The following is a 26,380-nucleotide window of genomic DNA, read 5'->3' on the forward strand; positions in this document are numbered from 1 at the left end:
CCGGAACGGGGAGGGTATTGGATCACTCGTGCCGGAGCGCGTCGATCGGGTTGAGGCTCGCGGCGCGGCGGGCGGGGAAATAGCCGAAGACGATGCCGATCACTGCCGAGATCAGGAAGGCGACCGTGTTGATCTGCACGTCGAACAGGAAAGGCAGACCCCCGAGATAGGAGAAGAGCGCGACCGCGAGCTGCGCGAGCAGCAGCCCGATCACCCCGCCCAGCATCGACAGCACCACGGCCTCGACCAGGAACTGCATCAGCACTTCGTTCGCCACCGCGCCGATCGCCAGGCGGATGCCGATCTCGCGGGTGCGCTCGGTGACGGACACCAGCATGATATTCATGATGCCGATGCCGCCGACGACCAGGCTGATGCCCGCCACCGCCGCGACGATGCGGGTGAGCAGCGTCGTCGTGCCGGTCAGCGTCGCGCTGATCTGGGCGGTATCGAAGATGTTGAAATCATCGTCCTTGCCGCCGGTGATGCTGCGCCGCTCGCGCAGCAGATCGGTGATCGATGCCTGGACCTGGGCGCTTTCGTAATCGGAATCGGTGCCGACCAGCATCAGCCGGACGTCGCGCGTGCCGGTGAAGCGGCGCTGCACCTGCTTGATCGGCATGATGACGACATCGTCCTGGTCGCCGCCGAACCCGGCCTGGCCGCGCGTCGAGAGCACGCCGATCACGTCGCACGACACGCCGTTGACGCGGATCCGGTCGCCCACCGCTGCGCCGCCGCGGAACAGGTTGGTGCGGATCGTGTTGCCGATGATGCAGACGGCCTTGCCCGCCTGCTCCTCGGCGCGGGTCCATTGGCGGCCCTCCACCAGCGGCCAGGGCTGGACCTGGAAATAATCGTTGGTGGTGCCGTTGATCGTGGTCGACCAGTTGGCGCCGTTGTAGATCACCGTGGCGGTCGACTGGGCCTGGGGGGCGACCGCGGTGACTCCCGCGATCTGGTCGCGCACCGCCTGGACGTCCTGTTCCTTGAAGTCGGGCGGCCGCGGCCCGCCGCCGCCGCGGCCGAAGCCCTGGCCGGGGCGAATCTGGAGGATGTTGGTGCCGAGCGACGAGATCTGCTGCTGCACCGCGGCCGTGGTCGCCTTGCCCAGCGTGACCATGGTGACGACGGCGGCGACGCCGATGATGATGCCGAGCGCGGTCAGGATCGAGCGCAGCTTGTGCCGCAGGATCGATCGCAGGGCGAGGACGAAGGTGGTGCCGAACATCTAGGCCACAGCCTCCCCGGCATGGTGATGCACGTCGATCCGCTCGACCAGCCCGTCCTTGAAATGAACGATGGTGCGCGCGAAGGCGGCCATGTCGGGCTCATGTGTGACCATCAGCACGGTGATGTTGCTCGTCTTGTTGAGATCGGTGAGCAATTGCATGATCTCCACCGAACGCTCGGAATCGAGGTTGCCGGTCGGCTCGTCCGCCAGCAGCACTTCGGGATTGGTGACGATCGCGCGGGCGATCGCAACGCGCTGCTGCTGGCCGCCCGAAAGCTCGGCGGGGGTATGGTCCCACCATTTGTCGAGCCCCACCTTGGCCAGCGCGCTCATCGCCATTTCGCGGCGCTGCGCCTTGGGATCGCCGCGATAGAGCAAAGGCAGCTCGACATTCTCCAGCGCGCTGGTGCGGGCGAGCAGGTTGAAGCCCTGGAACACGAAGCCGAGATATTTCCGCCGCAGCAGCGCGCGCTGGTCGCGCTCCAGCGTCTCGACATGGAAGCCCTTGAACAGGAACTCGCCGTCCGAAGGCACGTCGAGACAGCCCAGGATGTTCATCGTCGTCGACTTGCCCGATCCCGACGGCCCCATCACCGCGACGAAATCGCCGGCCTGGATGTCGAGGTCGATGCCCTTCAGCGCCTGGAACTGGGTAGCGCCTTCGCCATAGACCTTGGTGACGCCGCGCAGGCGGATCAGCGGGAGGTCATTGTCCGCCACGCTGGCCTCCGGCGCCCGCGCCGTTCGCGCCACCCTGGCCGGCCCCGGCACCCGCGCCCTGGCGCCGCTGCCGGCGCTGGCCGCTGCTACCGGCCGAGAGCTGGCCGGTGATGACCTTGTCGCCGGGCTTCAATTCGCCGCCGGTGACTTCGGTGACGGTGCCGTCCGTATCGCCGGTCGTGACCTGCACCGCCTGCGGCTTGCCGTCGGCGCCCTGGATATAGACGGTCTGCTGCGCGCCCTTGCTCATCGTCGCGGACTTGGCGGCGCTGCCGCCTCTCCGGGGACGGCTGGGAACCAGCGCGCCCGCGATCCCGCCCTGGCCGCTGCTCGCCGGGCTGGTGCCTGCTGTCGTCGGCGTGAAGCGCAGCGCCGCATTGGGCACCAGCAGCATGTTGGGATGCGCCTTGGTGATGATCTCGGCGGTCGCGGTCATGCCGGGGCGGAGCTGCTGGCCGGGATTGGAGACGCTGAGCGTCGCCGCATAGGACACGACCTGGCCCTGGGTGGTGGTGGAAGCCGTGGAGCTGGTGCTGCTCGCCGCCTGGGCCGAGAGGTTCGAGCCGAGATCGACGCGGGTGATCGTCGCCGGGAAGGTCTGGCCCGGAAAGGCATCGACCGTGAAGCTCGCGGTCTGGCCCTGCTTCACCGATCCGACATCGGCCTCGTCGATCGCGACCTGGAGCTCCATGTTCGACAGATCCTCGGCGATCACGAACAGGGTCGGCGTGTTGAACGACGAGGCGACCGTCTGGCCGGCGTCGATCTGGCGGGCCAGCACCACGCCGTTGACGGGCGAGCGGATCACCGCCTTGTAGCGCTGGGTCTGGTTCGAGGAGAGCGCGGCGCGCTGCGACACCACGTTCGCCTGGGCCGAGCGCAGATTGGCGATCGCGCGCTGCACATCGGCGCGGGCCTGCTCCATCTCCACCTTGGCGGGCACCTTGCCGCCGGACAGCCGGCTGACTTCCTCCATGCGGGCGAGATTGGCCTGGGATTGCGCCACGGTCGCCTGGTTCTGCGCCACCGTCGCAACGGCGGCATCGAGGGTCGCCTGGCTCTGGGTGATCGCGTCGTCGAGCCGCGAGGTATCGAGCACCGCCAGCGGCTGGCCCTTGGTCACGCGATCGTTGACGTCGACCGAGACGGTCTCGACCAGGCCCGAAAGCTCGGAGCCGACCTGCACCTGGTTGGTCGGCGCCAGCTTGCCGGTGGCCGACACGGTCACCGTCAGATTGCCGCGCTGGATTTCCTCGGTGGCATAGCGAACTTCGGCGCTACCACCCAGGAAATGCCAGCCGACCAGCGCCACCAACACCACGCCGATCGCAATCAGCGCCCATTTCAGGTAGCGCCGCCACCAGGGCCGCGGGGGCGTGCCCAGGAAGTCGCTGAGATTCTGGTTCGGATCAGTGGCCATTCGCGGTGCTGCCTGCGCTGGGTGCCTGGGGGGTGATGCTGCTGTCCCATCCGCCGCCGAGCGACTGATAGAGCTGGATGAGGGCGGTCGCCTCATCGGACTGGGCCTGGCTTAGGCCGTTCTTCGCCGACAGCAACTGGCTTTCGGACTGGTTGAGCGTGGTGAAATCGGTCAGGCCCGAGCGATATTGCATCCGCGCGAGCAGCGCCTGGTTGTTGGCGGCGTCGAGCGCGATGCGGAATTCGGCCTCGCGCTGCCTGGCCGACTGGAGCGCCACGACGGCGTTCTCGATATCCTCGAGCGAAGTCAGCACGGTCGATTTGTACGAAAGGAACGCGCCGTCCGCCGCGGCCCGGGCCGATCGGACCTGGCTGCGGCCGCGGCCGGCGTCGAAGATCGTCTGGGCGATGTTGCCGAACAGCCGCCCGGTGATGACGTCGAAGATCGAGCTGAGCGCGCTGCTGCCGGAATCGATGCTGCCGCCGATCGACAGCGAGGGATAGAGCTGCGCGGTGGCGACGCCGATCTGGGCGGTCGCGGAAGCCAGATTGCGCTCGGCGGCGCGGATGTCGGGGCGCTGGCGCAGCGCCTCGGCGGGAATGCCGGTGGCGACATCGGCGGGGCCGCGCGGGATCGGCTTCACCGCCTCGATCTCGGCCTTGAGCGCGCCGGGCGCCTGGCCGGTCAGCACGCCGAGACGCGAGACGAAGCCGTTGTAGTTCGCCTCAAGCGACGGGATCGACGCGGCGGTCTGCGCGCGCTGCGCCCGGGCCTGCTCGGCGTCGATCGAGGTGACCAGCCCGGCCTGGAGCCGCCACTGGGCGATCTGGAGATTGTCGTCCTGGATCGCCAGCGAATCGCGGGCATTGGCGAGCTGCGCCTGGGCGAGCCGCGCCAGCACATAGTTGCGCGCCGTCTCCGCCTCGACCGAGATCAGCACCGAGGCATAGTCGAAGCCGCTCGCTTCATAGCCGGCACGCGCCGATTCGACGCCGCGGCGCACCCCGCCGAAGATGTCGGCCTGATAGCTGGCGTCGAGGCCGATCGAGAAGTTGCTGCTCCCGCCCTGCGAGAAGGACGTGACGGTGCCGTCGGGCAGGGTGACGGTGGTGCTGCCGCCCCTAAGCGGCTCGCTGCGCGTATAGCCGCCCGATGCGCTGACGCCGGGCAGCAGCGACGCGCGCGACTGGATCAGCGATTCGCGCGCCTGGCGCAGCCGGGTGACGGCCTGGGCCACGTCGAGGTTCGATGCCTGGGCGCGCTCGACCAGCGACGCCAGCATCGGATCGTCGAACCGGGTCCACCATTTGGTCAGGTCTTCCCGCGCCTTCTGGTCAGCCGGGACCGAATAGGCATCGGGCACGCCCAGCTCTGCCGAAGCGTGCGGGCGATAGTCAGGGCCGACCGCACAGGCCGAAAGCGGCAGCGCGACGGTCAGGATCAAGGCGAGGGGGCGTTTGACCATCCGGCCTAGATGATTGGAGAGGCGCGCGAGTTCCACCTAAATTTTGTCGCAACTTGTATCGGAGCCGTTACGGCTGCGCAAAGACGCCGCGTCGGCTTGCCTATCGGCACCCTCGAACTCTAGAAGCGCGCGCGAGGAGAACCCCATGAGCGACAGCGTGTATCCGGTTCCGGCAGAATGGGCGAAGACCGCCCGGATCGACGCTGCGGGCTATGAAAAGCTCTATGGCCGGTCGATCGCCGATCCCGGCAGCTTCTGGCTGGAGACCGCGCGCCGGCTCGACTGGATCAAGCGGCCCGAAATGGCCGGCGACTGGTCGTTCGACGAAGAGGATTTCCACATAAGCTGGTTCGCGGACGGCAAGCTCAACGTCGCGGCCAACTGCATCGACCGCCACCTGGCGAAGCGCGGAAACGAGACCGCGATCCTCTGGGAGCCGGACGAACCCGGCGAGGCATCGCGCGCCTTCACCTATCGCGAGCTCCATGCCGAGGTCTGCCGCTTCGCCAATGTGCTGAAGGCGGAAGGCGTCAAGAAGGGCGACCGCGTCACCATCTACATGCCGATGATCCCCGAGGCGGCGTTCGCGCTGCTTGCCTGCGCGCGGATCGGGGCGATCCATTCGGTGGTGTTCGGCGGCTTCTCGCCCGAGGCGCTGGCGGGACGCATCACCGATTGCGACAGCGCGGTCGTCGTCACTGCCGACGAGGGCCGGCGCGGCGGCAAGAAGGTGCCGCTGAAGGCCAATGTCGATGCGGCGGCCGAGCATGCCCCGGCGATGCAGAAGGTGATCGTGGTCAAGGCGACCGGTGGCGACGTGACGATGCAGCCGGGCCGCGACATCTGGTATCATGAGGCGGCCGCGAAGGTTTCCGCCGATTGTCCGCCCGAGCCGATGGGGGCGGAGGATCCGCTGTTCATCCTCTATACCTCGGGCTCGACCGGCAAGCCCAAGGGCGTGCTCCATTCGTCGGGCGGCTATCTGCTCTGGGCGAGCTACACGCACGAGCTGGTGTTCGATTACAAGCCGGGCCAGATCTATTGGTGTGCCGCCGATATCGGCTGGGTCACCGGCCACAGCTATATCGTCTATGGCCCGCTCGCGAACGGCGGCACGACCTTGATGTTCGAAGGCATCCCCAACTGGCCCGACGCCTCGCGCATCTGGCAGGTGGTGGACCGCCACAAGGTCGAGATTCTCTACACCGCCCCCACGGCGCTGCGCGCACTGATGCGCGAGGGCGACGACTATGTGGCGAAGACATCGCGCAAGTCGCTCCGCCTGCTCGGCACGGTGGGCGAGCCGATCAATCCCGAGGCGTGGCGCTGGTATCACGAAGTGGTGGGCGAGGGGCGCTGCCCGATCGTCGATACCTGGTGGCAGACCGAGACCGGCGGCCACATGATTACGCCGCTGCCGGGCGCGACAATGCTCAAGCCGGGCTCGGCGACCTTGCCCTTTCCGGGCGTCGATCCGCAGATCGTCGATGCCGACGGCAATGTCCTGCGCGGCGCGACCGAGGGCAATCTGGTGATCGCCAAGAGCTGGCCGGGCCAGATGCGCACCGTCTGGGGCGATCATGCGCGCTTCTTCCAGACCTATTTCACCACCTATCGCGGCAAATATTTTACCGGCGACGGCTGCCGCCGCGACGCGGACGGCTATTACTGGATCACCGGCCGGGTGGACGACGTCATCAACGTCTCCGGGCACCGCATGGGCACCGCCGAGGTGGAGAGCGCGCTGGTGCTCCACCCCAAGGTCGCCGAGGCGGCGGTGGTCGGCATGCCGCACGCCATCAAGGGCCAGGGCATCTACGCCTATGTGACGCTCAACGCGGGCTGCGAGGCCAGCGAGGAACTGCGCAAGGCGCTGCGCGACTGGGTTCGGCACGAGATCGGGCCGATCGCCACGCCCGACGCGCTCCAGTTCGCGCCCGGCCTGCCCAAGACGCGCTCGGGCAAGATCATGCGCCGCATCCTCCGGAAGATCGCCGAGGGCGACGTCTCGAACCTGGGCGACACGAGCACGCTCGCCGATCCCGCGGTGGTCGACGATCTGCTGGCGAACCGGATCGGCTGAATCGCGATTGCGGGCGGCGAATCGGGGCGTTATCCTCGGCTAATACACTAACCGAGGGACACTCCATGAAGACCAAGAAATTCCTGCTGCTCGCGGGCGGCGCCGCGTTGCTGGCGGTTGCCGCACCGGCGCTCGCGCAGACGGCGCCCAAATATGGCAGCTTCGGCGTCGATCTGAGCGCGCAGAAGGCAAGCACGAAGCCGGGTGACGATTTCTGGACCTATGCGAACGGCGGCTGGGCCGATCGCGTCCAGATCGCGCCGGATCGCGCCTCGGCGGGCTTTGGCACGCAGCTCTCGATCGAGGCGGAGGCGAATGTCCGCGGCATCCTGGACGACATGGCGAAGAACCCCGCCAGCTATGGCGCGACGGGCCGGCAGGTCGGCGACTATTATGCGAGCTGGATGGACCAGGCCGGCATCGAGGCGCGCGGCACGGCGCCGCTCCAGCCCTATCTGGGCCGCATCGCCGCGGTGCAGGATCTGGCCGGGCTCCAGACATTGTTCGCCAGCATCGGCTATGCCTCGCCGGTCGAGATCGGCGTCATGCCCGATCTCGCCGATCCGACGCGCTACACCGCCGTCGCCGGCCAGGGCGGCCTTGGCATGCCGCGCGACTATTATCTGCTGGAGGGCGAGAAATATGACGGTTTCCGCGCCGCCTATCGCGCCTATGTCCAGAAGATCCAGGAGCTGGCCGGCATCCCCGATGCCGGTGCCAAGGCCGATGCGATCGTCGCGCTCGAGACCGCGATGGCCAAGGGCCAATGGTCGCCCGAGCAGAGCCGCGACATCGCCGCGCTGAACGATCCCGAGACGGTGGCGGGCCTGGAGGCCAAGGCGCCGGAATTCGATTGGGCGCTGCTGCTCAAGACCGCCGGCATCGAAAGCTCGCCCACGGTGCTGATGACGCAGAACACTGCGATCGCCGCGATGGGCAAGATACTGGTCGCGACGCCGCTTGCCACCTGGAAGGACTATCTCGCCTATCGCTTCGTCAGCGATCACGCCCAGTATCTGCCCAAGGCGTTCGACGATGCGCGCTTCGATTTCTATTCGAAGACGCTGAGCGGCGTGCAGGTCCAGCGCGAGCGCTGGAAGCGCGGCGTGCAGCTCGTCAACGGCGCGCTCGGCGAGGCGGTGGGCGCGATCTATGTCCAGAAATATTATCCGCCGGCCGCCGAGAAGCAGATGGCCGAGTTGATCGAAAATCTGCGCGCCGCCTATCAGGAGCGGATCACCGGCTCGACCTGGATGGATGCCGCCACCAAGAAGGCCGCGCTCGCCAAGCTCGCCGCCTTCGAGCCGCGTATCGGCCATCCCGACAAATATATCGACTATGCGTCGCTCCAGGTCGATCGCGGCGACCTGCTCGGCAATGCGATGCGTGCCGGCGAGTTCCAGCACCAGCTCGACCTGCAGCGTTTCCCCAAGCCGGTCGATCGCACGCTGTGGGAGATGACGCCGCAGACGGTGAACGCCTATTATAACCCGCTGGCGAACCAGATCACTTTCCCGGCCGCGATCCTCCAGCCGCCCTTCTTCGATCCGAACGCGGATCCGGCGGTGAACTACGGCGCGATCGGCGCGATCATCGGCCATGAGATGGGCCATGGCTTCGACGATCAGGGCGCCCAGTTCGGCCCGACCGGCAAGCTGGAGGACTGGTGGACCGACGCGGCGAAAAAGGCGTTCAAGGACCGTACCTCGGCGCTCTCGGCCCAGTACGACACCTATGAGGCGGTGCCGGGCACGCATGTGAAGGGCGGCCTCACCCTCGGCGAGAATATCGGCGATCTGGGCGGCATCGAGGCGGCCTATGCGGCCTTCCAGAAATACCAGGCCGAGCACGGCAAGGCGAAGGTGATCGGCGGGCTGACCGGCGACCAGCGCTTCTTCCTGGCCTATGCCCAGGCCTGGCAGACCAAGGTGCGCGAAGGGGCGCTGCGCCAGCAGCTCCTCACCGATCCGCACTCGCCGGCGATGTTCCGCGTGAACGGCGTCGTCCGCAATGTCGATGCCTGGTACAAGGCGTTCAACATCAAGCCGGGCGACGCGCTGTATCTGGCGCCGGAGAAGCGCGTCCACATCTGGTAAGTCCCGGAAGGGCGTACCGAACGAGGCGGTCCGGCAGCGATGCCGGGCCGCTTTCGTTTGGGGATGTCAGTCGGCTAGAGAAGATAGACGAAGACGTAGCGCGCCACGAGCGCGAGCATCACCAGCCTGCTCCAGCGTTCGCCCCGAACGAGCATCGCGGCGATCATGAGCAGCGCCAGGATCGCGGTGAGCGTCAGGGCCAAAGGGCGAACGAGATGTGTCGCCAGCGCCGGGATGCTCGCATACCAGCCGAGCTGGCACAGCAGCAGTGCGAACATGACGCCGATGACGATCCGCCGCACCCGGAAGAAATGAGCGTCGAAGTGCGGCTGGTCCTCCGCTTCGCGCGGAAAGACGAGATGCGCCGCGAGATAATAGGCGCTGGCGAAGACAGTTATTGCCATCAGCGTTCGGCCCGATACCCCGATGATGTCGCGCACCGTCCAGGCTGCCTGCCAGAAGGACAGCAGGTCCAGCATCACGAACGCGCCGAGCAGCGGCGTCAGCCATCCGATCCGCACCGCCGTATTCGGCCGCAGCCGTGCCTCGATCGCCCGGGCAAGGCCGCCCAGCACCTCGGCGAGCGACAGGCCCAGCAACAGGCCGAACAGCGAGAAAATGAACTCGAAAGCGCCCATGAAGTCCCCCTTTGCGGCGGCTTGTAGCGCCGGGCGCCGCGGGCGCAAAGGAAAGGCCGGCGCACTCTCGCGGCCGGCCTTCTGTTTCCTGGCGCGGGTATGCCGGGATCACTTCACCCCATGCATCCAGCGCTTGAGCGGCCAGGAGAGCAGCAGCAACAGGATGCCGAGCCCGATCGCCCATTCGGAGATCAGCGTGAACACGCCCAGATAGGTGTCCAGGCTGATCTTGAGATTGGTCACCTGCCCGCCGACCGTATCGACGCTGGCGAATTGCGCGATCACGCCGGCGACATATTGCGCCACCGAGATCGACAGGAACCACACCCCCATCATCAGCCCGACGACCCGCGCGATCGAGAGCTTCGTGATCATGCTGAGGCCCACCGGCGATATGCACAGCTCCGCGAAGCTGTGGATCAGGTAGAGGCCCGCAAGCCACCAGATCCCGACCTTGAAGCTCGCATCGGCGAAGCTGGCGCCCCAGACGAGGAACAGGAAGCCGGCGCCGACGCCGACCAGCGCGATGCCGAACTTGACCGGGATCGACGGCTCCAGGCCGCGCCGGGCAAGCGACGTCCACAGGATGCTCATGAACGGCGCCAGCAGCACGATGAACGCGGCATTGAAGAACTGGGTCTGGCCGGCGGTGATGCTGAACCAGCCGAACACCGAGAGATCGGTGTTGCGATCGGCGAACAGGGTGAGCGACGAGCCGGCCTGCTCGAACAGCGTCCAGAACACGACGTTGAAGACGATGAGCACCATCGCAGCGAGCATCATCTGGAACTCGCGCCGGTCGCCGGCGACGAAGGACCAGATCAGGATGCCGGGCACCGAGACCAGGAAGGTGCCGAACAGCAATTTCCCCATCAGCGACAGCGAGGCGATATAGCCGAGGATGCCCGATCCCGGCGCGGCCGCGGTCGAGTGCATCAGGTTGACGTAGAGGAAGTAGAACATCGGCACGACGCAGAGCGCGCCGGCATAGATCCACCATTGCTGCCGCTCGACCGCCGGCCGCGCGGGCGGCTCGCCATAGCCGGCGAGCTTGCCGCCGTCGAACTGGATCAGCGCCCAGGAGATCAGCATGCCGATCGCGGCCAGCCCGAAGCCGACCCACCAATCGAGCACCACCGCGAGCAGCGGACAGAGGATCTGGGACAATAGCGAGCCCAGGTTGATGCCCATGTAGAAGATGGTGAAGCCGGTATCGCGGCGCCGGTCGCCGGGAGCGTAGAGCTCGCCGACCATCGTCGAGATGTTGGGCTTGAAGAAGCCGTTGCCCACCGACACCATCGACAGCGCGATCAGCATCACCATCACGTAGAAGGGGCTGCGATCGGCATCGGAGACGAAGCCGCCCTTGGCGACGGTGCGCACCGTCCGGCCGTTCTCGATCAGCGAGACCGAGCCGTCGTCATTGCCCTTGATCTGCTGCTTGTGGCCGTCGGCCAGGACATAGCGGGTCTCGGCGCCGTTCGCCTGCTCGATCGAGACTTCGTAGCGCTGGCCGTCGACCGTCGCATAGGGCTTGGCCGTCTGGCCGCCGAAGCAGAGGACCAGATAGCCGAGCGACATCACGATCGCGCCGAACTTCACCGCGCGCTTGGAGCCGAGATACTGATCGGCGAGATAGCCGCCGACCAGCGGCGTCAGATAGACGAGCGCGGTATAGCCGCCATAGAGGCCGGTGGCCTCGCGATCGCCGAACATGAAATGCTGCGTCAGGTAGAGCGTGAGCAGCGCCCGCATGCCGTAATAGCCGAAGCGTTCCCACATCTCGGTGGTGAACATCCGCGCGAGCTGGCGCGGGTGGCCGAACCAGGTCTCCTCGCGGGCGGGATTGATATGGGTGATGTCCGGCTCTGCCGGGTTATCGGCAGTGGGAGTGTCGACCATGCGATTTATTGCCCTTTTATATCGATTTCCGGGCAGGCGCCCGGCGCATGGGAGGCCAGACTAGACGGAAAGAGACGGCTGTAAAGAAGGCGGCGGCGCGGGTGCGTTGCCGACATCGCATGCGGCTCCTAGATGGCGGACATGTTCAACGACACCGCCACGCCGCTCTCGCTCCTCCGCACGCGCCGCTCGGGCAAGCCGCGCGATCTGGTCGCTCCGGGGCCGAGCCCCGACCAGCTTCGCGAGATGGTCGCGATCGCCGCGCGCACGCCCGATCACGGCAAGCTCTTCCCCTGGCGCTTCGTGATCGTCCCCGACGATCAGCGCGCGAAGCTCGCCGCGAAGCTCGGCGCGATCCTGATGGCCGAGAAGCCGGACGGCGGCCCGCGCGACGTGGAGGCCGCCGAGCAGTTCGCCACCCAGGCGCCCGCGCTGGTGGTGGTGCTCTCCGCCCCCGTCCGTGGCCATAAGGTGCCGGTGTGGGAGCAGGAACTGTCGGCCGGCGCGGCGGCGATGAACCTGCTCCACGCGGCCCATGCGATGGGTTTCGCCGGCGGCTGGCTGACGGGCTGGGCGGCCTATTCGGAAGCGGTGCGCGATCTGTTCGGCAAGCCCGGCGAGCGCATCGCCGGCTTCGTCTTCATCGGCACGCCCGCGCGGGAACTCGAAGAACGGCCGCGACCCGAACTGTCCGAAATTGCACACTATTGGGATTCGCAGGGGTAGACTCTCCGCCTCGATGGTGTATTAAGGGAGCATGACAGCGCTAGAGCATGAGGACAGCCCGGTTTACCTCAAGCTTCGCGCCAGCATCGCCGCGGCGATCCTGCGCGGGCAATATCGGGCAGGGGATCAATTGCCGTCGGTACGCGCGCTCGCGGCCGAGCATGGCGCGAATCCGCTGACGGTCGCCAAGGCGTATCAGAGCTTCCAGGACGATGGCTATGTCGAGGTCCGCCGCGGCGTCGGCATGTTCGTGCTGCCAGGCGCGGTCGAGGCGCTGCGCGTCGCCGAGCGCGAGCGCTTCCTCAAGGGCTATTGGCCGCGCGTGAAGGATCATATCGCGCTGCTCGGGCTCGACGTGAACGAGCTGCTGGACCGCGAGACCGCCTGAGCCGATGGCCGAGGACAAGCCCGGCTGGCTGCGATCGCTCGCGGGCTGGGCGGTGCTCGCGGCCGGGCTGTTCCTGTTCCAAAGCGCGCTGGCGCGGCCTTACTACATTCCTTCGGGCTCGATGATGCCGGCGCTGCTGACCGGCGACCGGCTGGTGGCGAGCAAATTCCCCTATGGCTGGTCGCAGGCGTCGCTGATGATCCATGGCACCGGCATGGCGAAGGCCCGGCTGCTTGGCAGCACGCCCGAGCGGGGCGATATCGTCATCGTCGTGCGGCGCGGCGACGGGGCGGACCTCATCAAGCGGGTGATCGGCCTGCCGGGCGACACGATCGAGGTCAGCCATGGCCAGGTGATCCTGAACGGCAGGCCGGTGCCGCGCGCGGCGCACGGCCATGCGATGATCCCGGTCGATGCGGCGGTGCCGTGCGACGAGGGGCCGCTGGCGGCGTTCCGCAGGCCGGGGCCGGACGGGCGGCTTTATTGCCAGCCGCCGCTCTATCGCGAGACGCTGCCGAACGGCGCCAGCTATGACGTGATCGACCTGGGCGATAGCGACCTGCCCGGCGGCTATCGCAGCCCCGGCGACGAATATGGGCCGGTGACGGTGCCGGCCGGCCATGTCTTCCTGATGGGCGACAATCGCGACCAATCGGCCGACAGCCGCTTTCCGCTGGCGGAGATGGGGCTGGGCGGGCCGGTGCCGCTGGAGACGATCGCCGGGCGCGCCGAGTTCCTGACGCTCAGCTATGACGGCGAGGGCTCCTGGCTGAACCCGCTCAGCTATTTCACGTCGATCCGGGGCAGCCGCACCGGCGCCAGCCTGCGGCCCGCGCATTGATGCTGATCGTCGCCGGAACCCTTCGCGTGCCGGCGGAGTGGCTGGACGCCCTTCGCCCGGCGATGGCGGCGGTGATCGCCGCCAGCCGTGCTGACCCCGGTTGCCTCGCTTATGGCTTTGCCGAGGACGTGCTCGATCCCGGCCTGATCCATGTCGCCGAACGCTGGGAAAGCGCCGAGGCGCTGGCTGCCCATGGCCGGGCACCGCACATGGCGCCGTGGCGCGCCGCTTGCGTGGCGGCCGGCGTCGGCGAGCGCAACCTGAGGGTGTATGAGGCCGGCGAGGGGACTCCGCTCTGAACATTGCCGCGCCGGCCGGTGCGTAATAGGTTCCCCCGGGTTCCGTGGGAGAAGGCCGATGCGTTTCCTGATCCTCGCCGCCGGCGTCGTGCTGGCAGGATGTTCCGCCGATCAGCCCCGGGCGAACGAAACGACCGCGAACCTCGCCGCGCCGGAGCCGGCTGCGAACCAGAGCGCGGCCGGAAACGAGACCGCATCCGTCACCGGGCCGCTGGCCGGCTATGTCGGCAAATATCCGTTCGACAAATTGGACGGGAAGACCTTCTTCGAGCAGCCGCTGGTCCGCTCGGCGGTGGAGGGCGCGGTGCGCGATGCCGCGATCCGCACATGGATCTTCGAAAAGGCGGGACCGCAGGCGCCGATCGCGGTGGTGGAGGGCCGGCTCGCCGCCTGGGGATGCGAGGCGCATAATTGTGGGCCGCACCAATGGACCGTGCTGGTCGCGCCCGACGGGCATGATGCGCAGGTCTGTTACCAGCCCGACGGCGCCGACAAGCCGGTCTGGTATGCCGGCGGCGAAAAGATCGCGCGCACCGACCCCTGCCCCTCGGGGGAGTGAGGCGTCAGGCGGCGAACGCCTCCGCGTCCACTGCGTAGAGCAGTTCCGCCTTTGCCATGGCGGCGGCCTTCAGTCCCATCGCCTCGGGCACGATCTGCTCGACATGGAAGCGCGCGGCGGCCTGCTTCATCTTGAGGAACGCCGGATCGCCCTCGCTGCGCGCGGCGATGCGGCCCTGCGTCTCCATCAGCCAGCCGCACACCGCGACCGAGAGCATCGTCAGGAAGGGGTAGCTCGCCGCGAGCCGGTCGTCGGTCTCGCTTGCCAGCAGGTTGCGGGCGACTTCCTCGCAGGCGTCGATCAGGCGGGTCAGCTCGGCATCCTCCGCATCGCCGCGCATCTCGGCCAGCAGCGCGAGCAGCGTGCCGCCATTGTCCATCGAGAGCTTGCGGCCGACCAGATCGGCAGCCTGGATGCCGTTGGTGCCTTCGTAGATCGGGGTGATGCGCGCATCGCGGAAATGCTGGGCGGCGCCGGTCTCCTCGATATAGCCCATGCCGCCATGGACCTGGATGCCGATCGAGGCGACTTCGTTGCCCAGATCGGTGGCATGCGCCTTGGCGAGCGGGGTGAGCAGCTCCACCCGCGCATTGGCGGCGGCATCGCCAGCACGGGCGCGGTCGAGCTGGGCGAAGGCGTAATAGACCAGCGCGCGGGCCGCCTGGGTCTGGGCCTTCATCCGCATCAGCATGCGGCGGACATCGGGATGCTCGACGATCGCGACAGGCTCGCGGCTGGCCGAGCCGGCGCGAGCCGACTGGATGCGCTCGCGGGCATAGGCGACGGCGCGCTGGGTGGCGCGCTCGGCCACCTGCACGCCCTGGAGCCCAACGTTCAGCCGGGCATTGTTCATCATCGTGAACATCGCGCGGATGCCGCCCAGCTCGGGGCCGATCAGCTCGCCGATGCAATCGTCATTGTCGCCGAAGGAAAGCACGCAGGTCGGCGAGGCATGCAGCCCCATCTTGTGTTCGATCGAGACGGTGCGGACATCGTTGAAGGTGCCGGGCGTGCCGTCCGCGTTCAGCCGGTATTTGGGGACGAGGAACAGCGACAGGCCCTTGGTGCCCGCCGGGGCGTCGGGCGTGCGGGCCAGGACGAGGTGGACGATGTTCTCGGCCAGGTCGTGATCGCCGAACGAGATGAAGATCTTGGTGCCCTTGATCCGGTATGTCCCGTCGCCGACCGGCTCGGCCTTGGACTTGAGCGCGCCGACATCGCTGCCCGCCTGGGGTTCGGTCAGGTTCATCGTCCCCGTCCAGGCGCCGGTGGCGAGATGGGGGAGGTAGAGCGCCTGCTGCCCGGGCGTGCCGTGATGCGTCAGCGCCTCGATCGCGCCCACCGTCAGGATCGGCGCGAGCGCGAAGCCCATGTTCGCGGTGCCCAGCGTCTCCAGCACCGCGATCGACAGGCTCACCGGCAGGCCCTGCCCGCCAAATGCGACGGGCGAGCCGATCGTGCCCCAGCCGCCCTCGACATAGGCGCGATAGGCATCGGCGAAGCCCGCCGGCATCTTCACGCCGTCCTCGGTCCATTTCGGGCCGTCGGTATCGCCGAGTCGCTCCAGCGGCGCCCATTCGCCCGCCGCGAACTGGCCCGCTCCCTCCAGCACCGCCTCGACCAGGTCCGGCGTCGCCTCGGCGGAGACTTCGGAAAGGCGGACGATATGCTCCAGAACGAAGCGCTGTTCGGTGATGGCGGGCGTGAACATCGGTGCCTCTCTTGTCTGCGTGTCGCGGGCGCTATAGCCCGCACCGGGTGAGCCCGACAAATCCCCGCATCTTACCCTACGGCGAGGCCGCGATCGCCGAGGCCGCCGCGCTGATCCGCGCGGGAGAGTGCGTCGCCGTGCCCACCGAGACGGTCTACGGCCTCGCCGCCGACGCGACCGATTCGGCGGCGGTCGCGGGCATCTATGCGGCCAAGGGGCGGCCTTCGTTCAATCCGCTGATCGTCCATGTCGCCGATCTGGCGGTGGCCGAGCGGATCGCGGTGTTCGACGACGCGGCGCGCGATCTGGCGGAGCGCTTCTGGCCGGGGCCGCTGACGCTGGTGCTGCCGGTGCGTGCTGGTTCGGGCATCGCATCGCTGGTGACGGCGGGGCTGGAGACGATCGCGCTGCGCGTGCCCGCCCACCGCGCGATGCAGGCGCTGCTCGCCGTTTGCGGCAAGCCGCTCGCCGCACCCTCGGCCAATGCCAGCGGCGCGATCAGTCCTACCCGCGCGGAGCATGTCGCGGCGAGCCTCGCGGGGCGCATCCCGCTGGTGATCGACGACGGCGCGACGCCCGCCGGTCTCGAATCGACGATCGTGATGGACGGCCATGTCCTGCGCCCCGGGCCGCTCACCGCCGCCGATCTGGGGCTGAGCGACGCGGCGCCCGCATCGGGCACGATCACCGCGCCCGGCCAGCTCGCGAGCCATTATGCGCCGGGCAAGCCGCTGCGTCTCGATGCCGTCGAGCGGAATGGTGGCGAATGGCTGATCGGCTTCGGGCCGATCGCGGGGGACGACACGCTCTCTGCCACGGGAGACCTGGTGGAGGCGGCATCCCGCCTGTTCGACGCGCTGCATCGCGCCGATGCGTCGGCGGCACCCGCGATCGCGGTCGCGCCCGTGCCGCATGCCGGCATCGGCATCGCCATCAACGATCGCCTCCGCCGCGCCGCGCATCCGCGCTGAGACCTCGCATCCTCCCAAATCGGGTAGGATAAATGCGACGCCTTTTCTTTACTTTTCTTTACAGATGCGAAACGGAACATAGAATTCGTGACGTCGTTTATTCGCGCGGCGTGCAAGATGTGCGCGCAGCGACAGGGGAGCGGATGATGAATCACGCACAGCGGGGGCTTGCCGAGCTGATCGGTACTTTCTGGCTGGTTTTTGGTGGCTGCGGCAGCGCAGTTCTTGCGGCAAAATTTCCCGAAGTGGGTATCGGCCTTGTCGGCGTCGCCCTTGCCTTCGGCCTGACTGTCCTCACCATGGCCTATTCGATCGGGCATATCTCGGGCTGCCACCTCAATCCGGCGGTGACGATCGGGCTATGGGCCGGCGGGCGCTTCCCGGCGAAGGACATTCCGCTCTATGTGCTGGCACAGGTCGTCGGCGCGTTGATCGCAGCGCTGCTGCTCTATTGCATCGCCAGCGGCGCGCCCGATTATGCGGGCGGTCTCGCCTCGAACGGTTTCGGCGAGCATTCGCCCGGCCATTATTCCTTCCAGGCGGGCATGGCCATCGAAGGCGTGCTGAGCTTCATGTTCCTGATCGTCATCATGGGATCGACCGATACGCGCGCGCCCGCGGGCTTCGCGCCGATCGCGATCGGCTTGGCGCTCACGCTGATCCACCTCATCAGCATCCCGGTCACCAACACCTCGGTGAACCCGGCGCGCAGCACCGGACCGGCCGTGATCGAGGGCGGGATCGCGCTCAGCCAGCTTATCTGGTTCTGGATCGCGCCGATCGTCGGCGGGGCGCTGGGCGGGCTCGCCTATCGCGCGCTCGGTGCCGATACGAAGAAGCGCCCGCCGATCGAGGGCGAGGCGCTTCCCTGAGTTTCCCCCCGTGGAGGGCGCGGTAAAGGCTAAGCCGCCGCGCCCTCCTTTGCGCGGTTGGCGAAGCTCTTGCGCAGCTTCCGCAGCTTGGGCGGGATCACCGCCAGGCAATAGGGGTTACGCTGCCCGTCGCCCTGCCAATATTCCTGGTGATAATCCTCGGCCGGCCACCATTGGCCCAGCGTCTCGATCGTCGTTACGATCGGCTGCGGCCAATCGGGCCGGGCGCGATCGATCGCGTCGAGCGCCTCGCGCTCCTGCTCGGCCGAATGCGGGAAGATCGCAGAGCGATACTGGGTGCCGACATCATTGCCCTGGCGGTTGAGCTGGGTGGGATCATGCGTCGCCAGGAAGATGTCGAGTATCTCGCCATAGCTGATCTGATCGGTGTCGAAGCTCACCCGGATCGCCTCGGCATGGCCGGTCTCGCCGGTGCAGACCTGCTTGTAGGTCGGGCTGTCGACCGTGCCGCCGATATAGCCGCTTTCGACCGACTGCACGCCGATCACGTCGTTGAAGACGGCCTCGGTGCACCAGAAACATCCGCCCGCCAGCGTCGCGGTTTCGATCGTCATGATAATCTCCTCGGTTCGTCGCCAGAAGATAGGATCGCCATGGCGCACCGCAATCCGCCCGTGTAGCGCGGCACCTGCTCAAAGGGAGGACGTGCATGCGCGAAGGATCGGTGCTGGTGACGGGCGGTGCGGGCTATATCGGCAGCCATGCGGTGCTGGCCTTGCTCGATGCGGGCTGGCACGTGGTGGTGGTCGACAATCTCGTTACCGGATTCGACTGGGCGGTCGACAAGCGCGCGGCCCTGGTGGTCGCCAATATCCAGGACGAAGCGGTGGTCCGCGCCGCGATGCGCGAGCATGGCGTGGTTGCGGTGATGCACTTCGCCGGATCGGTGGTGGTGCCTGAATCGGTGACCGACCCGCTCAAATATTATCGCAACAACACGGCGGCCAGCCGTTCGCTGATCGAGAGCGCCGTGGCGGAGGGCGTGCAGCATTTCATCTTCTCCTCCACCGCCGCGACCTATGGCATCCCCGAGGTCGTGCCGGTGCGCGAGGACAGCCCCAAGTCGCCGATCAATCCTTACGGCATGTCCAAGCTGATGACCGAGATCATGCTGAAGGACGTCTCTGCAGCGCATCCGATCAACTATTGCGCGCTGCGCTATTTCAACGTCGCCGGCGCCGATCCGCAGGGACGTTCGGGCCAGTCGACCGCCGGGGCCACCCACCTCATCAAGGTCGCGGTAGAGGCGGCGACGGGCAAGCGCGCCGCGGTCTCCGTGTTCGGCACCGATTTCGCGACCGAGGACGGCACCGGGGTGCGCGACTATATCCATGTCAGCGATCTGGCGGCGGCGCATGTCGACGCGCTCGACCTGCTGATCGCGCGACCGGAGGAGAATCACACGCTCAACGCCGGCTATGGCCGCGGCTTCTCGGTGCTCCAGGTGCTCGATGCGGTGGACCGCGTCACCAACATGAAGATCGAGCGCAGGCTGGAAGGCCGCCGCGCCGGCGATCCCGACGCGCTGGTGGCCGACAACGGCGCGATCCTTGCGGCGCTGCCGTGGCGCCCGAAGTACGACGATCTCGACGGCATTGTCCGCGATGCGCTGGCGTGGGAGCGCAGGCTGGCGGAGCGCTGAGGGCATACCCTAAGGGGTGGTGACTACCCAACCCTCTATCGTCACCCCGGCCGAAGTGCCGGGGTGACGGGGGAAGATTTCAGGCCCGGCGCATCAGCCGTAGTTCGATCCACCACCAGAGCAGCGCCCACAGGCTGCCAAAGGCCCAGCCGGCGATCACGTCGCTGGGCCAGTGGACGCCCAGATAGACGCGGCTGATCCCGATCGCCCCCACCAGCACCAGCGCCACGCCGATCAGATAGGCACGCATCCTCGGCTCGCGCACGACCGGGAAGAGCAGGGTCGCCAGCGTCAGATAGACCATCGCGCTCGACGCGGCATGGCCGCTGGGAAAGCTGTTCGAGGTCTCGTCCATCAGCCGGCCGATCAGATCGGGCCGCGAACGGCCGACCAGCGCCTTGATGAGGGTGACCGCGACTGCGCCGAGCGTGGTCGAGGCGAGCACCAGCAACGCGGTGCGCGCCCGGCCGCGCAGCCACAGGAACAGGGCTGTCGCGATCACCACGAAGCTGAGCACCGTGCTGCTCCCCAGCGCCGTCACGTCGCGCACGGCGGAGGGGAGCCAGGTGGGGCCGCGCGGCAGATCGGGATGGCCCGGCACGCGCATCGCCAGCATCACCGCGTGATCGAATGCCGCGCCATCGCCTTCGTTGAGCTCGTGGCCGAGCCACAGCAGCACCGCGAATATTGCCGCGATACAGGCCGATGCGACGATTCCCCAGGGCACGCGCCGTGAGGCGCTCGCTTCGGGGGTCAGCGAAACCAGCGATTCATCGGGGGCGGGCGGCCGTTCCATCGCGACTGGATCGCCCAATCGCCCGCGTGTCGCAACTCTTCCGCGCTCCCTCAGCGCCTTCCACAAGGTAGCCTCGGATCCAGCCGTCTCGCTGGCGCAACGATCTTCGACTAGGTAAGATCATGGCCCGGATCGTTCTCGCAACCATTGGCTCGCTTGGCGACCTGCATCCCTTCATCGCGATCGGCAGGGCGCTTGCCGCGCAGGGCGAGCAGGTGCTGCTGGCCGTTCCCGAGGATGGTTTGGCGAAGGTGCGGGCGGCCGGGCTCGACGCCGCTCCCATCCTGCCGAGCTACGCCGACATCTGCGAGCGGCTGGGCATAAGCCCGGAAGACGCTGCCGCCAGGGTCATCGCCGACCCGGACTTCGTGATCGATGAGATCCTGCTGCCGTCGTTGCACACGAGCACGCTTGCATTGGATGAACTGGCGGCGGACGCGGACGTGCTGGCGGGTTCGATCTTCGCCTTCGCAGCCGGGATCGTCGCGGAGAAGCGGCGCTTGCCCTTGGCAACGGTGGTGCTTCAGCCGATGACCTTGTTCTCCGCTTGGCAGCCGCCGACCGCTCCGCGCTTCGAAATGATGCGGCATAATCCGCATACTGCGCTTGGCCGGAGCTGGAATCGAGCGTTCTCCTCGCTGGCGCGTGCCCTGTTGCGCCGACGGCATGCCGCGCGGATCGATGCGGTGCGCGCCGAACATGGCCTCCGTCCGAGCGAGGGTGCGCCCATGCTGGATCACGGGCCCGCCACGAGGGCAGTCCTATGCTGCTGGTCCGCAGCGCTGGGGGCGCTCCCGCCGGACGCACCGCGTGAAGCTGCGCTTGTCGGATTTCCCTTCTTCGACAGCGAAAGCGGTGCGGAGGAAATGCTTGCGCCCGAGTTGAACAGCTTCCTGGATCAGGGCGATGCGCCCCTCATATTCACTCTGGGTTCGTTCGCGGTCGCCTCGGCTGGGGGCTTCTACGAGGAAGCCGCCGCCGCAAGCCGGGCGTTGGGCAAGCGTGCGCTCCTGCTGACGGGACAGCCGGCGGCTCCGCGTCTCGATGGCGACTGCCTGTTCATGGGCTATGCGCCGCACTCGGCCGTCTTTCCGCGCGCGGCGGCCGTCATCCATCACGGCGGCATCGGGACGACCGGCCAGGCCCTCCGCGCCGAACGGCCCCAGATCGTCGTCCCGCATTTCGGCGATCAGTTCGACAACGCCGCTCGGCTGCAATCCGCAGGCATCGGCATGACCATCAGGCGGGAACGGTTCGAGCGCGATCTTGCCGCGCGCGTCATTTCCCGCGTCCTATCCGATCCGGACATGGCGCGGGCGGCGCAACGGGCCGCCCGCATGATGGCCGACGAAGATGGGGCCGCAGCGGCGGCGCACTGCATCGCCGGCCTTCGTCCATGATGGCCCCTGCCAGGATCGACAGGCCGCCTCAGATCTGTACTCGCGCCGTCACCCGGATGTCGCGGCCCGCGAGCGGCGCATAATCCTTGAGCACGCTGGCGGCGCGGCGGGCATCGACGTCGAAGATGTTGTTCGCCGACAGCGTCAGGCTGGTGCCGTTCTCGCCCCAGGGCTTCCAGGCGACCGATGCGTTCACCAGCGTATTGGCGTCGGTGCGCGTCTCGAACTCGGCGATGCGATCCTGGGCGAAGCTGTGCTCGACTTCGACGCGCGCGCTGATCGCGTCCGACTGCGCCTCGAGCCCGCCCATCAGGCGCAGCGGCGGGATGCGCGGCACGGGGCCGCTATCGACCACTTCGGCATGGACATAATCGGCCAGCGCATCGGCATTGATCGCATAGCTGCCCAGAGTGGCGAGCCGCAGCGAACCCTCGGCCTCGAAGCCGTAGTAGCGCGCATCGGCCTGATAGGTCTGGAAGACCGGCAGGTCGTCCTGCACCGCGCCGGTCGGCGTGTCGTAGATATAGCCGGTGAACCAGGAGTAATAGGCCGCGGTCGAGAAGTTGAAGCCGTCGCCCGAGCCCTTCAGCGTCGCCTCGACGCCCCAGGCCTTTTCGCTGCCGAAGTTCGGATTGCCGATCTCGAACGCCTGGGTGCCGGCATGCGGCCCGCGGGCGAACAACTCCTCGGGCGTCGGCGCGCGTTCGCTGCGCGAGACGTTGACGCCGAAGCGGATGCGGTCGGCCAGTGCATAGCTCGCGCCGAGCGAGCCGGAAAACGTGTCGAAGGTCCGCTGATAGGCCGGATTGCCGATATCGCCGTCCGCCTGGGCGCTGATCTCGTTATGCTCGAAACGCGCGGCCGCCTCGGCCTTCACGGGGCCGAGATCGAGCGATTGCAGCGTGAACAGGCCGAACTGGGTGCTCGAATTCTGGGGCAGGAACTTCTCGTCGCCCACCACATGCATGTCGCGGACCGAGAACTGCCCGCCGAACATGCCGTCCCAGCCGCCCTGGGCCTTCTGGACGAACTCCAGCCGCGACTCGAAGCCCTGGCTGAAGAAGGTCGTGCCGATCTCGCCGGTATCCTCGATCTCGCTGTGGCGATAATCGGCCGCCGCTGCGCGCAGGCGGATCTGCTTGAGGAAGCCGTCGCCGGTGTTCACTTCGCCGCGCAGGTCGAACCGGTCCTGCTGGGCATGGAGCCGCACCTGCTCGGCCTCGATCGAGGGATCGAGCGAATAGCGGATCGGCACGCCGTAGAAGGTGTCGAAATGCGACGCGGAGAAGCCGAGATTGCCGTTGTCGTCGATGATCGCCGCACCGCCGGCGACGTTCCAGGTCTTGGCGGCGCTGTTGGGCAGCTTGCCCTTGAGATCGGCCAGCGCCTGCACCCCGGGATCGGCGCTCGCCAGCGCCTGGGCGCGGAGCGCCGGGCTCAGCACATAGTCGCCGATCCGCTCGTCGCCGGTCTGCGAGAAGCTGCCGTCCGCATGCGCGACCAGCTTGCCGGCGATCGGCACGTCGACCGCGCCCGAGAAGGAGCGCTCGTCGGCGGCGCTGCCATAGGTGGCGATGCCGTCGGCATGGACGGGCTCGTCGGGCATGTGGCGCGGGATGCGGCTGTCGATCACGTTGACCACGCCGCCGATCGCCGAGGGGCCGAAGATCAGCGCAGTCGGCCCACGCAGCACTTCGATGCGGTCGGCGGTCAGCGGATTGATGATCGGCGCGTGATCGGCCGAGGTGTTCGACACGTCGATGCTGCCGATGCCGTCGGTGAGCAGGGGCGCGCGGGCGCCGATGAAGCCGCGCAGGACAGGGCGCGAGGCGTTGGGGCCGAACGACGTGGCGGAGACGCCGGGTTGCTTCGCCAGCGTCTCGCCGATCGTCGGGCGCATCTGGCGCTGGAGCTCCTCCTGCGCGAGCACGCTGGTTCCGCCCAGCACGTCGGCGGTGTTGCGGGCGCGCGTGCCGGTGACGACGATCTCGTTGCCGGGCTGGACGTGGTCCTGGGGATCGTCTTCAGCGGCGGCGGGGGCGCTCTTGTCGCTGCCTGTAGGAGTCGGCTTGTCCTCGGCATGCGCGGGGAGGACGAAGAGTGCGGCGGAAGCAAGCAGCAGGGTACGCAGCATCAAGGGGCAACTCCGACAGAGAACGTGCTGCACTGCGGTAACTGCGATGATATAAAGTATCAATAGCGGAATCGCCGCAGCGGAAAATAGCTGTGCGGCCGGGGCGTTAGGTCGGCCAAGCTGAACGGCGATTGAATGCGCGGTGCCGTGGCCTTAGGCGGCGGTCCGGTCCCTCTTCGCCGCGGCCCGTGCCGCGCGGCGCTTCTCCTTCTCGACGAAGTGCATCGCTTCGAACTTCAGCCCGTCGGGATCGAGGAAATAGACCGCGTAATAGCCCTCGCCATAATCGGGATAGTCGGCGGGGGCGTCGACGATCTCCACGTCGTGGGCGAGCAGGAAGGCGTAGAGTTCGTCCACCTCCGTGCGCGAGGCCAGCTCGAAGGCATAATGGTGATAGCCGATGTCGCCGGTGCGGTGCGGGCGGCGCAGTCCCTCGGCATCGGCCTGGGTGATCCAGTACATCGTCTCGCCATTGTCCCAGCCGACGACCTCACCGAACTCCCATTCGCGCACGAAGCCCATGAAGCAGAGCAGCGCGTCGTAGAACCGCTTCGAGCGCGCGAGATCGCCCACGCGGATAGCGAGATGATCTATGCCGACGACCTGCACCATGGCGCTGCTCCATGCCGGGAAAGCCTCCCCATGCGCCCGCGCGAGGGGGCTTCTGTATTGGGGTTGATACGGAGCCCGGCGGGCATCCGCGTCCGTAGCATCCCCAATGCCCAGCCATGTTGCAGCGCGGTAGCACCCGGCATCCAGGGCTGTTGGGGCGGACAAGATTGGCCAGTCGAATCGAAACCGGGATCGGGGTGCTGGCAGCCACACTGCTTGTCGCCGGCTGCACGCTGGCGCCGAAGCCGCTGCACCCGGACCTCCCCACGCCCGCCCGCTATCCCACAACGACGCCCGGCGAGGCATCGGTCGCGCGGATCGGCTGGCGCGACTTCTTCGCCGATCCCGAGCTCCAGGCGCTGATCGGCCGCGCGCTTGCCAACAATCGCGACCTGCGCGCCGCCGCCGCGCGGATCGAGCAGGCGCGCGCCGGGCTCCGGATGCGCGGGGCCGATCTGGCGCCGCAGGTCAGCGGCTCGCTCGGCATGGCGAAGATCGGCGTGCCCGACAATCTGGCGACGATGCTGCGGGACGACACGCTCACCAGCTATGACGGGCTGCTCCAGACAAGCTGGGAGATCGACCTGTTCGGCCGGCTGCGCAGCCTGCGTGCGGCGGCGCTGGAGCAATATCTGGCAAGCGCGGAGGCCCGGCGCGGACTCGCCACCAGCCTGATCGCCCAGGTCGCCGCCGGCTATCTGGCCGATCGCGAATATGTCGAGCGGCTGGCGCTGGCCCGCGACACGCTCGCCAATCGCGAGCGCTCGCTCCACCTGCTCGAACGGCGCTATCAGGTCGGATCGGGCTCGAAGGTCGAAGTGACGCAGGCCGAGACGCTGCGTACTCAGGCGGTCGGTGAGATCCAGGCGACCGAACTCGCCCGCGCGCAGAACCTGAACGCGCTGGCGCTGCTGGTGGGCGAGCCGATCGACCCGGCGCTGCTCACCCACGGCCTCGCCCGGCTCGGGCTCGACCAGCCGATCCCCGCGGGCCTTCCCTCCGAGCTGCTCGCCAACCGGCCCGACATCGCCGCCGCCGAGCACCAGCTTCGCGGCGCGGAGGCGAATATCGGCGCCGCCCGCGCCGCCTTCTTCCCGAGCATCACCCTCACCGGCATGGCAGGCACCACCAGCGACGATCTCGACGGATTGTTCGGCAAGGGCACCGGGCTCTGGCTGTTCCGCCCCGGCATCTCACTGCCTATCTTCACCGCCGGCAAGCTGCACGCCAATCTGCGCGGCAGCGAGGCGCAGCGTGACGAGATGCTCGCCGCTTACGAAAGGACGATCCAGTCCGCCTTTCGCGATGTGGCCGATGCGCTCGCCCAGCGTCACTGGCTCGCCGAGCAGATCGCCACCGCCGACCAGTCGATCGCCGCGCTCGCCGAGCGCTCGCGGCTGGCGCAGCTCCGCTACGAGGCCGGCCGCGCCGCCTATCTAGAAGTGCTCGACGCCGAGCGCGACCGCTTCTCGGCGGAGCAGAAGCGCGTCCAGCTTCGCCGCGCCTGGCTGGCGAGCGGCGTCGCGCTCTATGCCGCGCTGGGCGGCGGCTTTCCCGAATCCGAACCGCAGGGGTGAAGCCCATGACGAAGAACTGGACCAAATGGGTAATACGCTTCGGCATCGCAGTGGTGGCGGTCGTCGTGGTGCTGGTCGCGCGCCACTATCTGACGCGCGATCCGCTCGGCGAAGGGATCGCAAGCGGCAACGGCCGGATCGAGGCCACCGAGGTCGATGTCTCGGCCAAGGCACCGGGCCGCATCCGCACCATCCTGGCCGGGGGGGGGGGGGGGGGGAAAGCCGGGGGGGGGGGGGGGGGGGGGGGGGGGGGGGGGGGGGGGGGGGGGGGGG

23 protein-coding genes and 1 pseudogene are annotated in these 26,380 nt (G+C 67.8%); 13 read left to right on the forward strand and 11 right to left on the reverse strand.

Annotated elements, in window-relative coordinates; all coding sequences use genetic code 11:
- Positions 1-22: 22 nt before the first annotated feature.
- Genes HB724_RS14510 through HB724_RS14525 form a run of 4 tightly spaced genes read right to left on the reverse strand, consistent with a single transcriptional unit; the run spans position 23 to position 4,839 of the window.
- The gene (locus HB724_RS14510; protein ID WP_213981653.1) at positions 23-1,231 is read right to left on the reverse strand and encodes an ABC transporter permease; all 1,209 of its coding nucleotides are present in this window, start codon (positions 1,229-1,231) and stop codon (positions 23-25) included.
- Positions 1,232-1,954 (reverse strand): ATP-binding cassette domain-containing protein, encoded by a 723-nt coding sequence (locus tag HB724_RS14515; RefSeq protein WP_213981654.1) that lies wholly within the window; start codon positions 1,952-1,954, stop codon positions 1,232-1,234. It abuts the gene before it with no gap.
- Positions 1,941-3,374, reverse strand: a complete 1,434-nt coding sequence (locus HB724_RS14520) for an efflux RND transporter periplasmic adaptor subunit (RefSeq protein ID WP_213981655.1) — start codon at positions 3,372-3,374, stop codon at positions 1,941-1,943. The genes HB724_RS14515 and HB724_RS14520 overlap by 14 nt, the downstream gene beginning before the upstream one ends.
- A complete protein-coding gene (locus tag HB724_RS14525; protein WP_213981656.1) occupies positions 3,364-4,839 on the reverse strand; it encodes an efflux transporter outer membrane subunit in 1,476 nt (491 codons plus the stop codon). Before HB724_RS14525 ends, HB724_RS14520 begins: the two co-directional genes overlap by 11 nt.
- A gap of 145 nt (positions 4,840-4,984) precedes the next feature.
- Here HB724_RS14525 and acs point away from each other — a divergent pair, with 145 nt between their 5' ends.
- Positions 4,985-6,922, forward strand: a complete 1,938-nt coding sequence (gene acs, locus HB724_RS14530; protein ID WP_213981657.1) for an acetate--CoA ligase — start codon at positions 4,985-4,987, stop codon at positions 6,920-6,922.
- Between the two features lie 65 nt (positions 6,923-6,987).
- Positions 6,988-9,018: a M13 family metallopeptidase gene (locus tag HB724_RS14535; RefSeq protein ID WP_213981658.1), complete on the forward strand. Its 2,031-nt coding sequence runs from the start codon at positions 6,988-6,990 to the stop codon at positions 9,016-9,018.
- A 74-nt stretch (positions 9,019-9,092) separates the two neighbouring features.
- On the opposite strand, the gene HB724_RS14540 is transcribed toward HB724_RS14535, so the two are convergent.
- Positions 9,093-9,656 (reverse strand): hypothetical protein, encoded by a 564-nt coding sequence (locus HB724_RS14540; protein ID WP_213981659.1) that lies wholly within the window; start codon positions 9,654-9,656, stop codon positions 9,093-9,095.
- Between the two features lie 108 nt (positions 9,657-9,764).
- Positions 9,765-11,558 (reverse strand): peptide MFS transporter, encoded by a 1,794-nt coding sequence (locus HB724_RS14545; RefSeq protein WP_213981660.1) that lies wholly within the window; start codon positions 11,556-11,558, stop codon positions 9,765-9,767.
- Between the two features lie 141 nt (positions 11,559-11,699).
- Between HB724_RS14545 and HB724_RS14550 the strand changes: the two genes are divergently transcribed.
- From HB724_RS14550 to HB724_RS14570, 5 genes are read left to right on the forward strand one after another with little or no spacing between them, the layout of a single operon-like run.
- Positions 11,700-12,284 (forward strand): nitroreductase, encoded by a 585-nt coding sequence (locus HB724_RS14550; RefSeq protein WP_213981661.1) that lies wholly within the window; start codon positions 11,700-11,702, stop codon positions 12,282-12,284.
- Positions 12,285-12,315: 31 nt separating this feature from the next.
- The gene (locus HB724_RS14555) at positions 12,316-12,672 is read left to right on the forward strand and encodes a GntR family transcriptional regulator (protein ID WP_213981662.1); all 357 of its coding nucleotides are present in this window, start codon (positions 12,316-12,318) and stop codon (positions 12,670-12,672) included.
- A gap of 4 nt (positions 12,673-12,676) precedes the next feature.
- On the forward strand, positions 12,677-13,513 hold the full coding sequence (lepB, locus tag HB724_RS14560; RefSeq protein ID WP_213981663.1) for a signal peptidase I: 837 nt from the start codon (positions 12,677-12,679) through the stop codon (positions 13,511-13,513).
- Positions 13,513-13,812, forward strand: a complete 300-nt coding sequence (locus HB724_RS14565; RefSeq protein WP_213981664.1) for a putative quinol monooxygenase — start codon at positions 13,513-13,515, stop codon at positions 13,810-13,812. The genes lepB and HB724_RS14565 overlap by 1 nt, the downstream gene beginning before the upstream one ends.
- A 58-nt stretch (positions 13,813-13,870) precedes the next feature.
- Entirely contained in the window at positions 13,871-14,371 is a 501-nt protein-coding gene (locus tag HB724_RS14570; protein ID WP_213981665.1) for a hypothetical protein, read from the forward strand.
- Between the two features lie 4 nt (positions 14,372-14,375).
- On the opposite strand, the gene HB724_RS14575 is transcribed toward HB724_RS14570, so the two are convergent.
- On the reverse strand, positions 14,376-16,082 hold the full coding sequence (locus HB724_RS14575; protein WP_213981666.1) for an acyl-CoA dehydrogenase: 1,707 nt from the start codon (positions 16,080-16,082) through the stop codon (positions 14,376-14,378).
- A 47-nt stretch (positions 16,083-16,129) separates the two neighbouring features.
- Here HB724_RS14575 and HB724_RS14580 point away from each other — a divergent pair, with 47 nt between their 5' ends.
- Both HB724_RS14580 and aqpZ read left to right on the forward strand, forming a co-directional pair.
- Positions 16,130-17,053 (forward strand): L-threonylcarbamoyladenylate synthase, encoded by a 924-nt coding sequence (locus HB724_RS14580; RefSeq protein WP_213981667.1) that lies wholly within the window; start codon positions 16,130-16,132, stop codon positions 17,051-17,053.
- 146 nt (positions 17,054-17,199) lie between these two features.
- Positions 17,200-17,925 (forward strand): aquaporin Z, encoded by a 726-nt coding sequence (aqpZ, locus tag HB724_RS14585; RefSeq protein WP_213981668.1) that lies wholly within the window; start codon positions 17,200-17,202, stop codon positions 17,923-17,925.
- A gap of 29 nt (positions 17,926-17,954) precedes the next feature.
- Here aqpZ and msrA read toward each other — a convergent pair whose 3' ends face one another.
- The gene (msrA, locus tag HB724_RS14590; RefSeq protein WP_213981669.1) at positions 17,955-18,500 is read right to left on the reverse strand and encodes a peptide-methionine (S)-S-oxide reductase MsrA; all 546 of its coding nucleotides are present in this window, start codon (positions 18,498-18,500) and stop codon (positions 17,955-17,957) included.
- Positions 18,501-18,595: 95 nt separating this feature from the next.
- Between msrA and galE the strand changes: the two genes are divergently transcribed.
- Positions 18,596-19,588 carry a UDP-glucose 4-epimerase GalE gene (gene galE / locus HB724_RS14595; protein WP_213981670.1) on the forward strand — a complete coding sequence of 331 codons (993 nt, stop codon included), beginning with the start codon at positions 18,596-18,598 and terminating at the stop codon, positions 19,586-19,588.
- Between the two features lie 79 nt (positions 19,589-19,667).
- Here galE and HB724_RS14600 read toward each other — a convergent pair whose 3' ends face one another.
- Positions 19,668-20,384 (reverse strand): phosphatase PAP2 family protein, encoded by a 717-nt coding sequence (locus tag HB724_RS14600; RefSeq protein ID WP_213981671.1) that lies wholly within the window; start codon positions 20,382-20,384, stop codon positions 19,668-19,670.
- Positions 20,385-20,506: 122 nt separating this feature from the next.
- On the opposite strand from HB724_RS14600, the gene HB724_RS14605 reads away from it, so the two are divergent.
- Complete coding sequence (locus HB724_RS14605) at positions 20,507-21,784, forward strand: glycosyltransferase (protein WP_213981672.1); 1,278 nt, start codon at positions 20,507-20,509, stop codon at positions 21,782-21,784.
- A 28-nt stretch (positions 21,785-21,812) separates the two neighbouring features.
- Here HB724_RS14605 and HB724_RS14610 read toward each other — a convergent pair whose 3' ends face one another.
- Positions 21,813-23,918 carry a TonB-dependent receptor gene (locus tag HB724_RS14610; RefSeq protein WP_213981673.1) on the reverse strand — a complete coding sequence of 702 codons (2,106 nt, stop codon included), beginning with the start codon at positions 23,916-23,918 and terminating at the stop codon, positions 21,813-21,815.
- A 153-nt stretch (positions 23,919-24,071) separates the two neighbouring features.
- Complete coding sequence (locus tag HB724_RS14615; protein WP_213981674.1) at positions 24,072-24,530, reverse strand: VOC family protein; 459 nt, start codon at positions 24,528-24,530, stop codon at positions 24,072-24,074.
- Positions 24,531-24,727: 197 nt separating this feature from the next.
- On the opposite strand from HB724_RS14615, the gene HB724_RS14620 reads away from it, so the two are divergent.
- Together HB724_RS14620 and HB724_RS14625 are read left to right on the forward strand one after the other, a co-directional pair.
- Positions 24,728-26,107: an efflux transporter outer membrane subunit gene (locus HB724_RS14620; protein WP_346344735.1), complete on the forward strand. Its 1,380-nt coding sequence runs from the start codon at positions 24,728-24,730 to the stop codon at positions 26,105-26,107.
- Between the two features lie 5 nt (positions 26,108-26,112).
- Positions 26,113-26,380, forward strand: a pseudogene (locus HB724_RS14625) (hypothetical protein); the annotation flags it as partial.

Source organism: Sphingomonas sp. dw_22 (genome assembly GCF_018449795.1).
Lineage (GTDB): Bacteria > Pseudomonadota > Alphaproteobacteria > Sphingomonadales > Sphingomonadaceae > Sphingomonas.